This window comes from Nocardia sp. CNS-044 (assembly GCF_059570515.1).
The window spans coordinates 880,145-893,028 of record NZ_JCANSX010000006.1; the positions used below are offsets into that span (position 1 = coordinate 880,145).

At 69.5% G+C, this 12,884-nt stretch carries 12 protein-coding genes; 7 read left to right on the forward strand and 5 right to left on the reverse strand.

From position 1 onward, the window contains the following. Positions 1–19: 19 nt before the first annotated feature. Complete coding sequence (locus T333_RS12775) at positions 20–2,083, reverse strand: acyltransferase family protein (protein WP_496424784.1); 2,064 nt, start codon at positions 2,081–2,083, stop codon at positions 20–22. 324 nt (positions 2,084–2,407) lie between these two features. Between T333_RS12775 and T333_RS12780 the strand changes: the two genes are divergently transcribed. Further along, complete coding sequence (locus tag T333_RS12780) at positions 2,408–4,645, forward strand: hypothetical protein (RefSeq protein WP_355002075.1); 2,238 nt, start codon at positions 2,408–2,410, stop codon at positions 4,643–4,645. Between the two features lie 121 nt (positions 4,646–4,766). Continuing rightward, a complete protein-coding gene (locus T333_RS12785) occupies positions 4,767–5,531 on the forward strand; it encodes a hypothetical protein (RefSeq protein WP_496424545.1) in 765 nt (254 codons plus the stop codon). 300 nt (positions 5,532–5,831) lie between these two features. Here the strand turns inward: T333_RS12785 and T333_RS12790 are convergent, their stop codons facing one another. The 3 genes from T333_RS12790 to T333_RS12800 form a co-directional block, all read right to left on the reverse strand. Continuing rightward, positions 5,832–6,134 (reverse strand): hypothetical protein, encoded by a 303-nt coding sequence (locus T333_RS12790; protein ID WP_496424546.1) that lies wholly within the window; start codon positions 6,132–6,134, stop codon positions 5,832–5,834. A gap of 156 nt (positions 6,135–6,290) precedes the next feature. Beyond that, positions 6,291–6,737: a hypothetical protein gene (locus T333_RS12795; RefSeq protein ID WP_355002078.1), complete on the reverse strand. Its 447-nt coding sequence runs from the start codon at positions 6,735–6,737 to the stop codon at positions 6,291–6,293. A 76-nt stretch (positions 6,738–6,813) separates the two neighbouring features. Next, positions 6,814–7,275 carry a MarR family winged helix-turn-helix transcriptional regulator gene (locus T333_RS12800; protein ID WP_355002079.1) on the reverse strand — a complete coding sequence of 154 codons (462 nt, stop codon included), beginning with the start codon at positions 7,273–7,275 and terminating at the stop codon, positions 6,814–6,816. A 105-nt stretch (positions 7,276–7,380) separates the two neighbouring features. On the opposite strand from T333_RS12800, the gene T333_RS12805 reads away from it, so the two are divergent. The 5 genes from T333_RS12805 to T333_RS12825 all read left to right on the forward strand — a co-directional run bounded on the left by T333_RS12805 (position 7,381) and on the right by T333_RS12825 (position 10,630). Next, entirely contained in the window at positions 7,381–8,691 is a 1,311-nt protein-coding gene (locus tag T333_RS12805; protein ID WP_496424547.1) for a Dyp-type peroxidase, read from the forward strand. Between the two features lie 184 nt (positions 8,692–8,875). Beyond that, a complete protein-coding gene (locus tag T333_RS12810; RefSeq protein WP_496424548.1) occupies positions 8,876–9,301 on the forward strand; it encodes a hypothetical protein in 426 nt (141 codons plus the stop codon). Continuing rightward, positions 9,298–9,600, forward strand: a complete 303-nt coding sequence (locus T333_RS12815; protein WP_067784346.1) for an SH3-like domain-containing protein — start codon at positions 9,298–9,300, stop codon at positions 9,598–9,600. Before T333_RS12810 ends, T333_RS12815 begins: the two co-directional genes overlap by 4 nt. Next, entirely contained in the window at positions 9,597–10,307 is a 711-nt protein-coding gene (gene scnC, locus T333_RS12820) for a thiocyanate hydrolase subunit gamma (protein WP_355002082.1), read from the forward strand. Before T333_RS12815 ends, scnC begins: the two co-directional genes overlap by 4 nt. Further along, positions 10,304–10,630, forward strand: coding sequence for a ScnB (locus T333_RS12825; RefSeq protein ID WP_496424549.1), 327 nt, complete (start codon positions 10,304–10,306; stop codon positions 10,628–10,630). The genes scnC and T333_RS12825 overlap by 4 nt, the downstream gene beginning before the upstream one ends. A gap of 250 nt (positions 10,631–10,880) precedes the next feature. Here T333_RS12825 and T333_RS12830 read toward each other — a convergent pair whose 3' ends face one another. After that, the gene (locus T333_RS12830; RefSeq protein ID WP_496424804.1) at positions 10,881–12,011 is read right to left on the reverse strand and encodes a hypothetical protein; all 1,131 of its coding nucleotides are present in this window, start codon (positions 12,009–12,011) and stop codon (positions 10,881–10,883) included. Positions 12,012–12,884: the final 873 nt, after the last annotated feature.

Genomic DNA, 12,884 nt, shown 5'->3' on the forward strand with positions numbered 1-12,884 from the left:
GGGGCCGCCCGGCCCCGACTCACCACCAGCCGAGGATCGGCGCCAGCCTGCGACCGAGTTCGGGCGCGAGCGACCGCGAATAGCTGGCGGTCAGATGGTGCTCGTCGTGATAGACGAGGATGTTGCCCTCGATCACCGGGCAGACCTCCGGCGTGCAGAGGGCGTCGGTCAGGTCGATCGGGAACACGTTGGGAAAGGACGCGGCGGGCTCGGCGGCGGGATTCACCTCGTCGAGCGCGTCGGTCCTGCGCATGCCGCAACTGACGCCGTCGCCGCTCTGGGCCAGGCAGTCGATGGCGCGGTAGCGGATGCCGTCGCGGCGCAGCCAAGGCGTGTCGCGCACGGCGAGCACATTGAGTCCGTGCTCGGCCAGCCGGGACCAGACCTCGAGGTAATCGGTCGGTGTCTCGTCGCCGATGCGGTCGCGCGGGCGGGTTCCGGTGGTGAACACCCACTGCGGCCGGTCGACGCCGAGCCGGTCGATCACCTCCGCCGACCAGTCGCGACAGTCGGGAATCGGCTCGCCCTTGTACATCGGCTCGGCCGCGACCGTCAGCGGGCAGCCCATCTTCAGGTACACCGTGATGCGGAAGCCGTGTTCGCGGGCGAGCACGTCGAGCGCGGGCACCCAGTGCTCGGCGTGCGAGCTGCCGACCACGGCGATAGTGCGTTCCGCGTCCGCGTCGCCGTAGGTGCAGGTGATCACGTCGCGGGTGTCCCAGTCCGCGATGCACTTGTCCCGCGACGGGTACGCGGCGTCGGCGGGCGCCTCGAAGACCGTCGGGCGCATCTTGGCCCGCGGGACGGCCGCGCCCGCCGCCAACGCCTCGGCGCCGGGATAGCGCGTCGGATCCAGGTGCGCGACCGGCTGCGGCGGCAGGATCGCGGTCACCACCTGTGCGCCGACCGCCACCGCGAGCAGCGTCGCGCCGACGCACGCCACCGCCCGGCCCGCGTGGCGGCGATATCCGGCGAAGCGGGCGACCGCGCCGGTCCGCAGCGGCTCCTCGACGAAGCGGTGGGTCAGATAGGCCAGCGTGAACGACGCCGCGAGCACCACGAGCCCGCCTTCGATGCCCGCCGTCGGCGTACCTCGCTCGGCGAGCACGAAGATCAGGATCGGCCAGTGCCAGAGGTACAGCGCGTAGGCGAGCTCACCGAGCCGGACCATCGGCGCGGCGGCGAGCAACCGGTTCGGCAGCGGCTGGGCGGCGGTCGGCAGACCGGCGCCCGAGAGGATCAGCGCGACGGCCGCGCCCACCGGGATCAGGGCGGCGGGTCCGGGAAACTCGTTGGCGCCGTTGGTCAACCAGCCGCAGCTCAGCACGACGAGCGCACCGGCCACCGCCAGCAGTACCCGAAACGCGCGCGGCAGTGCCAGTTTCGGCGCGAGCACGGCGAGCAGCGCACCGGCGAGCAGTTCCCAGCCGCGCGCCAGGCTGTCGTAGTAGTTCCAGCCCTGGTGCAGTTCCGCGCCGCGGGCGGCGTAGAGGAACGAGGCCACCGCCAGTCCGCCGAACACGACCGCCGCCGTCGGCCGCAGCGCGGTCACCCGGCCGAACCTGCGAACGACGGCCACCAGCAGCGCGATTCCGGCCAGCGCGACGAGATAGAACTGACCCTGCACCGACATCGACCACAGGTGCTGGAGCGGACTCACCGACGGGTCGGCGGCCAGGTAGTCCGACCAGGACAGCGCCAGATACCAGTTCTGGTAGTACAGCAGCGAGGCCAGCGTCTGCGTCGCCGCCTCGGTCCACTGCGTGTACGGGCGAATCAGCACCGTGCCGATCGCTACGACGGCCAGCACGAGCACCAAGCCCGGCAGCAGCCGCCTGCCCAACCGCCGCGCCGTGGCGCCGAGTTCGACAGCGCCGGTCGACTCCGCGCGCCGCAGCAGCGATCCGGTGAAGAAGAAGCCGGACAGGACGAGGAACACGTCCACGCCGCCGGAGACCCGGCCCAACCAGATGTGGAACACCACCACCAAGGCGATCGCGACGCCGCGCAGTCCGTCGAGGTCGTGCCGGTAGGCGTGCTTCCGCTTCGCGCGGAGCCGCCGACCGGCTTCGTCGGGCTCGATGGGCCGTCCCGGCGCCGGAGCCGGACGTCGTCCGATCACGCCCGGCGCAGTGGTCGCCGAACTCCCACGCCGATCGTCGACCTCGCCGGAGCCGACCGCCGGAGACCCCCCTTCCACCGGCCTCATCGATGCATCGACCGGCGCCGGACCCGCGCGCCGCGGCCTCTGGTGTCCGCGAGGCGGACACACGGTGAACATGACATGACAACCCTCTTATCACGTGCGGAGAAGCAAAATCCAACCGGACATAAGCGCGACTAATCGGACAAATGTCACCAATCAGTTCTTGCTTCGTTCAAGCGGTGCTAATACGCTGCGCCCCTTGTGAGCACAATCGCGGCGATCGAACCGCGCCGAGTAGGGCTGAAGTGGGGGGCGATTACCTCACTAGGAGTGATCGCGGGATATCTGGCGGTGTTGCTTGCCGATCCGCGGCACTACTACACCGACGATACCGAGGCCCAGTACGCCCCCATGTGGGTGGCACTCGGAAACCAGCTGCGCGAAGGGCGATTGCCGATCCTCGTCCCGCACGAGTGGATGGCGGGCAACTACACACTCGAGGAGGCGGGGCTGCTCAATCCGGCCCACCTGCTCGTCTTCTTCATCGCCCCCTCGATGGACGACCTCGCCCTCTACGCGACCCTGGTGAAGCTGGTCTTCTCGATCATCGCGGGCCTCGGCGTCTTCCGTATCTGCCTCGCGTACGGCGCACGCGCGCCGTGGGCGGCGGTCGCGGGCGTGGCGTTCCCGCTCAGCGGCTGGTTCCTGTTCTTCGACGAAGCGAGCTGGTTCACCCCGCACGTCGCGACCGCGTGGATGGTGCACGCCTGGGCCTCGGGCGTGAACTACGCGCGCGGGCGCAGCGGACCCATTCCGGTGTTCGTCTTCCTGTATCTCACGCTCACCGTCCAGTACGCCTTTCCCGCGGTGGAATCGGCGCTGGTGATCGTCGCCGTCGCGGCGGGCGAGATCGTCCACCAGCAGCGCTGGGCGCCCGCGGTGCGGCTGATGCTCGCTTCCGGCTGCGCGGCGCTGACGGCGGCGATCGCGAACCTATCCGGAATCCTCTCCTCGCAGGTCACCTGGCGCGGTAGCGCGCAGATCCACAACGATCCGTTCCTGACGGTGCCGTGGTCGGAGTCGCTCAACGCCAGCCTGCCGAGCACCACACCGGCGTTCACCGCCTGGTGGGGTCACGTGCAGCCGCTGCCGATGGTCTACATCGCGTGGTTCCTCATTCCCGCGCTCGCCTTCGTCGACTGGCGGGCGGCGCGCCGCTCCGCACGGGAGTTCAGCGGCATCGCGTTCTTCGCGACGGCGGTGCTGATGTGGACCGCGGGCCCCGGCGCGATCGGCCCGCTGCGCTGGCCCGCGCGGGTGCTGCCGATGGTGGCGATCGCGCTGCTGGTGCTGGTCTGTGTATTGCTCAGCCGGTACGGCGCTTTCGCGGCCTCGCGAAGGCGGATGGTCGCCGCCGGGGTGTTGATCGGGCTGCTGTTCGTCCGATCGTTCTCGGCCGCACCCCTGTTGGCGCTGCGGCATCTGATCGCGGCTGTCGTGGTCGCCGCCCTCGGCTTCGCGGTCGTGTGGCTCGCGCGGCACCGCGGCATCGTCGCGGCGTGCGCGCTGACCATGGTCGCCATGTTCCCGATCGCTTTCACCCAGGTGGCGATCGCGCCGCTGACCCCGCTGTCGTACAACTTCCCGGAGAAGCGCTCCGAGATGCGTGCGGCCTTCCCGGATTTCGACGGGCTCACTTTGCAGCTCGCCGACCGGGCGATCATCGCCCCCGAGGACCGCGGTCTCGACGGCGCGTACGGATCGCTGGCCATCGGCAACTACGCCAAGGCGCTCGAACTCGACTACGTCAACGCCTACACGCCCATCGGCCACACCGGCATCGCCGGATTGCTCTGCATGGCATGGGACGGCAGCACCTGCCCGGACGCGTTCCGCCGCGCCTTCGCCGACGAACCGTCGACCGGAGTTCCCGTCGTCGACCTGATGAAGGTCGATCGGGTCGTCCTGCACCGCGCGCAGTATCCCGACGCGCGCGATCACCCCGCCCCGCCGGGCTGGCAGTGGGTGGACTACCGCGGGCACGAGCGCTTCATCTGGGTGCTGGAACGCCAGGACGGTCCGGCCTCCACCCGCGACGGCGCCATCGCGCACACCTCCGGCGTCACCGCGTCGTCCACCGGCTCCTACGACGACATCACCACCCGCGCGAAGGTCAGTTCCGCGACCGGAGGCCGGGTCGTGTTCTCCCGCCTCACTTGGCCGGGCCACCGCGTCACGCTGAACGGCCGCGAACTGTCCACGTTCGCCGTCGCCCGCACCTTCCTTGCCGTCGACATCCCGCCCGGCACACAGAACGCCGAACTGGTCGTCGACTGGCGGCCGCCGGGCTGGCAGATCGGAATCGGCACGGCGATAGCCGGTTTGGCCGGGCTCGGTGTGTTGCAGTGGGCCTACCTGCGCGCACGCCGGCGGACGGACGATACGCCGGACATCGCGGAACCGGATGTCGCCGAGGAGATGGCCGAGGCGAAGGGCTGACCCGCGTCCGACGCGAAACAGACCGCGCGGGACGCGGTGTGTGAAATTCGTTTCATCCGAATGCGATGCGGCTCCGAATCAGATGCGTAGGAAACTCCGCTTCTGCGAATGAGGACGCCGCATGGCCAACAAGGCAGTTATCCCGTTCCGTTCCTTCTCACTGCGCACGACGACGCTGGTCGTCGGCGCGATCTCGGCCGCGGTCGTCACGGCCGCGCCCGCGATAGCCGACGCGCCTCCGCCCGGCGAGGCCGTTCCGGTCGGCGCCGTCGCCGAACAGTTCCCGTTCGGCGCGAACATCTTCGGCGCGGTGATCCCGCTGCCGATCGTGCCGGCGCCCGCCGCCGACCCGATCGAACCCGCGCCGCGGACGGCCGTGAACGACGAGTTCGAGGCGGCCACACCGGTCGTCGAGGCCGCGCCCGTCCCGGCGCCGACGAACGTGCTCCGCGTCGGCAACGTCGAACTCGGACGGCCCGACTGGATCACCCCGGAGCAGGCCGATCAGATCAACGGCGCCACGATGGTCGCGCAGAACGGCCTGTCCGGCGCACTCCAGTCCTCGGGCATGGAACGCTCGCGGTCCGACCAGATCTCGGCCGACGTCATCGGCACCGCGGCCCAGGGCGCGCTCGTCGGCGCGGCCGTCGCCAGCCCGATCGCGGTCGCCTCCGCGGTGATGGGCGCGGCCATCGGCCTCGTCGTCGGCATCCCCTTCGCCCCGGCCGGGCTGTTCTTCATGCCCGTCCTCGCCGCGACCCTGGCCGTCGGCATGATGTCGCTGCCGTTCGTCGCCGCCGGAGCGGGCATCGGCGCGATCGTCGGCGCCGTGGAAGGCTCGATGGCCCCGCCCATCGCGCCCGCCGGCGAGCTTCCCGCCGCCTGAGTTTCGATTTTCGTTAGTACACAACCCAATACGTCAGGGGCGGGCTCGACTGGATCGGGCCCGCCCCGCTGAAGAACGCATCGACTCGGCTCAGCCGGGGCGATGCGGTGGCCGAAGATGCCCCGCAGGTTTCAGTTGGCCCCGCGGGTTTCAGTCGGCCCCGCGGGTTTCGGTCCGCGCCGCGGGTTCCAGTCTGCGCCGCGGGTTCCAGTCTGCGCCGCGGGTTTCGGTCCGCCGAGCCGATCGGTCCATCGTGTCGAGAACCCCGAAGCGTCCCCGGCCGCACAGCCGTGATCCGAATCAGGCCCGACGATCCACCGTCGCCCAAGCGGCGACGGCGACCACACCCGACACCACAGCCACCGACGGCCACGCGCCGATCTTCTTGGCCAACGGGTGCGAGGCGCCGAGCGCGCCCACCGACAGTCCCGTCAGCGCCGCCGCCCCACCGGTGCCGACCGCCTTCCGCCACCGCGGCAGCGCGGCCGCCGTCGCCGCAGCGAAAACCACACCGCCGAACTCGCGCTTCTTCGTCGCCTGCGCGAGCGCGAAACCACCGCCGAGTCCACCGGCCGCCAACAGCGCCGTGGGAATCCGAGCCATGTCCAACTACCTCCTCGTAACGATCACTTCCTCAGCCATAGTGCCAACGCGCTGCGCGGAAGCTGCCGACGTGCGCCCGGAACGGGCGAACACCGCAGGTCAGGAGGGCCGGGATCGGCTCCGGCTCGGTAGCGGGGACATCGAATCCGCGCTGGTTCAGGAGCCGGGCCGGACGATCATGAGCACGACGACGACCACCCACAACAGGTTGTAGACACCGGCGAGCATCCCGAGCACGCGCAGCCGCCGACCGTCGTCCGGCGCAGCGAGCGCGTCGCGCTGCATCGGATGGATCTGGACCGCGAGCAGCCCGCCCGCGACGGCCGTGAGCACCATGGCCAGCGTGATCCAGATTTCGCCCATCCGGCCCTGCACCGCGGCCAGCACGATGCCGACCACCGGCACGATGACACCGAGCGCCGCGTAGACACCGGTCACCCGGTGCATCGCCTGCGCGACGGGGACACTGCGTTCGGCCCCGTTGCGCGTCGGCGCGCCCGCCGCGACCGGGGCGTACCGGGGGAACAGGCTCGACGCCACCGCCGAGCCACCCACGAACACGATGGCCGCCACCACGTGAACCGACAGCAAGACATGCTTCACCGATCGACTCCTTCATCCTTCAGTTGGGCTGAAGCCTAACGGAAAGCTTCATCCAAGCTGAAGGACGTGCGCGGAATCACCGCGCGGTGCGCGATTCGGGAAACCCTCCGGCAAAGGCCGCGAGGATGGCCGCGCCGATCTGCCGTCGGATCGGGTCGGCTTCCGCGCCGAACAATCGCTCGTCCACCTCGGCGACGACCCCCTCGGCCTTGCGGAGCAGCCGAGAACCCTTGGGCGTCAACTCGATCGTCGACGCCGACCCGGCGCGGGCCGTGCGGTCGCGCACCAGCCCCGCGGCAACCAGCGCCTTCACCGCCGTGTGCACGCTCTGGACGCTGATGCCCGACATCCGCGCCAGATCACTGAACGACGCGCCGGGCACGCCGGAGATATGACCGAGCAGTCCCAGCCGGGCGATGGTGAGATCCAGCGGGGCGAGGGCGGCGCCGAGTTCGGTCTCCACCTTGCGCGCGAGCGTCAGCACGATGATGGATGTGCTGATCGCGGGCGGTCCAGGTCGGGCGTTCTCGGTGGTCACGCCTTCAGTTTCGCGCATCTCGACCCCCGAGCGCGGCACGGGTGAACAAGTCGCTAACCTTCAGCCTTATTGAAGGATTGCTCGCGCGCCGCTACGCTGTGGCGCATGAGCGAAAGTACTACAGGCAGTAGTAATTCTGATTCGCCAACCGGTCGAGTCTCCCGCCGCACCTTGTTCGGCGCGAGCCTCGTCACGGCGGGAGCGGCAGCCGTCGGCGCGGTCGCCGGTCGAGCGACGGCGCCCGATCCCGCGCCGCCCTCCCGCACCGAGTCTTTCCACGGCCCCAGGCAAGCCGGTATCGCCACCCTCACCCAGTCGCACGCGCTGTTCCTGTCCGTCGACGTCGCGCGGCCGGATCGAACCGTGCTCCGCGAACTCCTGACCGGATGGACCGCGACGGCCGCGGCATTGACCCACGGCGACCCCGTCCCGGAAACTCCGGACACCGCACGCGGTTTCAGCGCGCATACCGATTTCGCCACCGATCTCGATCCGGCTCGGCTCACGATCACCTTCGGGCTCGGACCCGCGCTCTTCGACGAGCGCTTCGGCCTCGCGTCCCAGCGCCCGAACCACCTGCACCCACTCCCCGAATTCCGCGGCGACGCACTGAATCCCGCGTGGAGCGGCGGCGACGTCCTCGTTCAGATCTGCGCCGACGACGCCCAGATCGTGAGCCACGCGTTCCGCGCCCTCCGCGCACGCATGCCCGGCCTCGGCCGCATGCGCTGGACCCAGCACGGCTTCCTCACCAGACCGGCGGACGGCGGTACTCCGCGAAACATGTTCGGCCACAAAGACGGCACGGCGAATCCACGAGCTGGGACGGCTGATTTCGACCGCGCCGTGTGGATCGACTCCCCTGACGAACCCGATTGGCTGCGCGGCGGCACCTACCTGGTCTTCCGCAAGATCCGCATGAAAACGGCCGACTGGGACCAGCTTCCACTCGCCGAGCAAGACCGCATCATCGGCCGCCGTCGCGGCGACGGCGCACCGCTGCACGGCGAACGCGAGTTCGATCCGCTCGACCTCGAATCCCGCACGGCCAGCGGCGAACTCGCCATTCCCGCCGGAGCGCACGTCCGCCTCGTGCACAACATCCCCATGCTGCGTCGCAGTTACAACTACGACTACGGCACCCTCATCGCCAACGCGAGCGGCGTCGCCGAGGAACCGCACACCCACGCGCCGGGCACGCCGGAGCACGCCCACGGCGGACACAACCAGCTCGACGCGGGCCTGCTCTTCGCCGCCTTCATGAACAACCCACCCGAGCAGTTCATCAAGGCCCAGCACGCACTCGCGAACGGCGACCGCCTGAATCCGCTCATCCAGCACACCGGCAGCGCGTTCTTCGCGATACCGCCCGGCATCGAGCCAGGCGGGTCTGTCGCTGACGCTTTGTGGAGCTGAGCGGCCCGCATCCGCTCCGGTCTCGGCTCTGGCGCAGCGCAGCAGCTTCATTCCGGCAAACGTGCCGTGTATCGTGGGCGACCTGACACCGTATTTGTGATGGGGGTCACTCCCCAGTGCTTGCCCCGAGGCGGCGCGTGCCGCATCTCGCCGGGGATATCGGAGCCGCGACAACGGAGCCATCATGAGTTCACCGAATCGATTCGACCAGCTTCAGCACCGGGTCGCCGACATCGCGCCGGTGTTCCGCAACCCGCTGGATTCGCCGTACGACATCTCGAACGAGCTTTTCGAGGCCCTGCGCCACGTGCTGCACGACGTCGGCGGGCAACCGGACATTCCGGTGGCGTACCAGGAAAAAGTCGAAGAGCCGTGGGAGATGAACACCTACGTCACCTGCGAATGCCTCGGCTGGCGCGGGGTGTGGAACTCCGAGGAGCGCCGACGCGCCGAGAACGACCTCGGCGCGACCCTCTACTTCGGGCTTCCCTACTACGCACGCTGGGCGACGGTCGCGGCGAAGGTCCTGATCAACAAGGGCCTGATCACTCCGGACGAGCTGTCGGCGAAATTGGACGAGGTGCGCGCGCGGCTGAAGGAGCGAGCATGACCCGCAAGTACCGCATCGGTGAGCGCGTGACGGTGCGCGACGCGACGTCGATGTTCCACACCCGGACCCAGAGCTACACCCGCGGCCGCACCGGCGTCGTCGTCGAATACCGGCCGGAGTGGATCATCCCGGAAGACGAGGCGTGGGGACGCGACGACGGCCGCGTCGAGCCGTTCTACGTCGTGCGGTTCCGCCAGAAGGATCTGTGGCCGAATTACACCGGCTTCGACGCCGACACCCTGGAGACCGAGGTCTCCGAGCGCTGGCTCGAGCCCGCAGAGGAGGACGATTCGCAGTGAGTCACACCCACGACCACGGGGCGCACGCGCCGATCCAGGCGAGCGAGGAGATCAGCGAGTTCGAGGTGCTGGAAACGGCGATCCGCGAACTCGCCATCGAGAAGGGCCTGTTCTCCCAGGAGGACCACCGGCGGTTCTCCGAATGGGCCGAGGCGGTCGGCCCGCACGGCGGATCGAAACTGGTCGCGAAGGCGTGGCTGGACCCTGATTTCAAGGCGCGCCTGCTCGCCGACGGCACCGAGACCTGCAAAGAGATCGGCATCGACTGGCGCGACCCCACCGGTTCGGGCACGCCGAGCGACTACACCTACTTCTACGTCCTGGAGAACACCCCCGAGGTGCACAACGTCATCGTGTGCACCCTCTGCTCGTGCTACCCGCGACCCGTCCTCGGCATGTCACCCGACTGGTACCGCACCCCCAATTACCGTCGCCGCCTTGTCCGTTGGCCGCGCGAGGTGCTCGCCGAATTCGGCCTGCACTTCCCGCCGGAGGTCGAGATCCGAGTCCACGATTCGAACCAGAAATCCCGCTTCATGGTCATGCCGATGCGCCCCGAGGGCACCGAGGGCTGGACCGAGGAACAACTCGCGGCGATCGTCACCCGCGACACCATGATCGGCGTCGCCCTCCCCCAAGCCGACTGGACCGCCCAGAAACCACCCGACCAGGTCGAGGACGCCATGCGAAGGGAGGGACGCCGGTGACCGGCCCCTACGACGTCCTGCTGAACACCCTCGCCCCCGGAACCACCCGCGAATCCACCCTCCCCCAACTCGACCGCAAACCCGACCCGTGGGAGTCGAGCATGCAGGCGACGTGCGAATGCCTCTCCTGGAGAGGAGCTTTCGACAACCTCGAACGCCGGCACGCGGAAGACGTACTCGGCGAGACCATCTACCACGACTTTCCGGTGCGAGCGCGGTCGGCGGTGATCACCGCGCATACGTTGATGGATCGCGGGGTCATCAGTCCCGAGGAACTTCGCGCCCGAATGGATTTGGTGCGGGAAAGGTTTCATCGGGAGTAGAGCTCGCGAACGACGCACGTTCGAGCCGGTTCGTAGACGGTAGGTCAGCCGGATTCCACGTGCGGCCTGCACTATCCGGCGATAGCGGTCAGTCCCGCGCCGCCTCGGGGGCGGAGTCCGGACACGCACCAGCGACGAGCACACCGCTCGCATCACCGACAGAGCACCAGCGTCCGGACGGGCTCGCACGTCGTTCGGAAATCAGCGGATGGCAGCACTGGGCGATCTCGCTCAGCGAGGATGTGCAACCTCAGGCGAGGTCGAGGAAGTCCGGTGATCGACGGTTCGTCCAGTCGGCAGTCTCCGACTTTCGCTCCATATCAGCCGCTGGTTCTGGCTCCGGCTCCGGCTCCGGCTCGGGCTCCGGCTCCGGCTCCGGCTCCGGCTCGGGCTCCGGCTCGGGCTCCGGCTCAGGCTCGGGCTCCGGCTCGGGCTCCGGCTCCGGCTCGGGCTCGGGATCCGGCTCCGGTTCCGGCTCGGGCTCGGGCTCCGGCTCAGGCTCAGGCTCAGGATCCGGCTCAGGTTCCGGCTCGGGCTCCGGCTCGGGCTCCGGATCCGGCTCAGGTTCCGGCTCCGGCTCGGGATCCGGCTCAGGCTCGGGCTCGGGATCCGGCTCCGGCTCAGGTTCCGGCTCGGGCTCCGGCTCAGGCTCGGGCTCGGGCTCCGGCTCCGGCTCCGGCTCGGGCTCAGGTTCCGGCTCGGGCTCCGGCTCCGGCTCAGGTTCCGGCTCCGGCTCCGGCTCGGGCTCAGGTTCCGGCTCGGGCTCGGGTTCCGGCTCGGGCTCCCAAACCGAGTCGGCAGGCGGGGCGGCCGCCTCGTATCCCGGGATCGATGGCACGGGGGGATACCTCGGGGTGTACGGGATCTTCGAGGTCGTGTCGAGTGGACCATCGGATTCCGGTTCCTGGACTGGTGCCCGCTCGCCCTGCGACGAGTTGCCACCCTGACTGGCCTGTTCGCCTGCCGGGTCCGCACCGTGCGGTGTCCGTGGAGCCTCGGTGGTGGGCTGCTGGGTGGCCGCTGGGTGTTCCGGTGTGGATCCAGGCTCGGATGTCTCTTCGCCTTCCGATTTCGCCTGGCTCGGCTGCTTTATCGGTCCCTTCTCCGTCGTCTGGTTCGGATCGGTTGCGGTGATCGGTTCCGGGGTGGGTCCCCATCTCTCGAAGTCCGCTCGCAGTTCCCGTCGCAGAGCGATGAACTCGTCGATCTGGCGCTGCAAGTTCCCGCGCTCGGCGGCGAACTCGTTGGGTCGCAACCCAGCAGCCTCGAGCGCGGCGGTCTTCTCGGCGAGCTCGTCGACTCTCCGCGCCAACCCCTCGTCAGCCGCCTGGCGCATCCGATCCGGGCTCATCCCCTCCGGATCGATGTTCAGTCGTCGCAACTTGTCTCGAAGCCCGTCGCTTCCCTCCGCAGGCGATTTCCGTTCCTCCTGGGCCTGCCCCGCATCGGGCGTCGGCCCATCCCCTCCCTGCGCCACCCCCTCTACGGTCGGACGCGGCGTACCGGACGATGCCGCGGGCACTTTCGGGCCCGGCGCTTCCGCCGGACGCACAGCGGCCACCGGTTCAGGCGCGGACGTGGCTTCCTTCCCGGTCGACGATGCCTCCACCGGCGAGCCGTTGGTGAGAGCCGATCGATGGCCTTCGGGTGTGCTCGCGCGTGATTGGGGAACGGCTGGGCGGTTGTCGCTGCTTCCTGCGCGTTGCGCGGACGAATCCGGGGTATTCGCAGGGGACGCAGGCTGCGGTCGAATCCCGTTTCGCGTCTCGGATGCGGGCGTGCGCCCGTCCGAACCGGACGCGGGACGCGGTTGGCTGCCGTCACCGGCACTCGGAACGGGGCCACGCCCCTCCGAACCGGACACAGGGCGCGCGTGGCTACCGTCACCGACACTCGGAACAGGGCCACGCCCCTCCAAACCAGGCGCAGGGTGCGATTGACCGCCGTCACCGACGCTCGGTGTGGGGACGCGCCCCTCCGAGCCGGACATCGGGCGCAACTGGACGCCATCACCGGCGCTGGGACCGGATGCGGCGCGCTGCGGTCCCGTCGTGGACTCGGACGACAGTCCCGACGCCGACGCAGGCGATCGTGTTTCCCCCTCGCGTGCAACGGAATTCGGCTCGACCCCAGCAGTGCCTTCGTTACCCCGTGGCTCGGAGGAAGGCGTACCGGCCTCGTCCGCCGAGCTACTGAACATGCGGTCACCGCCGGCGGTTCCCACCTCCGATTCGACTCGCGATAGGTCCGAACC

Excerpts from the sequence above, each read along its gene's own strand:
- T333_RS12810 (WP_496424548.1), top strand. The coding sequence starts at position 8,876 with ATGAGTTCACCGAATCGATTCGACCAGCTTCAGCACCGGGTCGCCGAC.
- T333_RS12790 (WP_496424546.1), bottom strand. The coding sequence starts at position 6,134 with ATGGCTCGGATTCCCACGGCGCTGTTGGCGGCCGGTGGACTCGGCGGT.
- T333_RS12815 (WP_067784346.1), top strand. The coding sequence starts at position 9,298 with ATGACCCGCAAGTACCGCATCGGTGAGCGCGTGACGGTGCGCGACGCG.
- T333_RS12805 (WP_496424547.1), top strand. The coding sequence starts at position 7,381 with ATGAGCGAAAGTACTACAGGCAGTAGTAATTCTGATTCGCCAACCGGT.
- T333_RS12785 (WP_496424545.1), top strand. The coding sequence starts at position 4,767 with ATGGCCAACAAGGCAGTTATCCCGTTCCGTTCCTTCTCACTGCGCACG.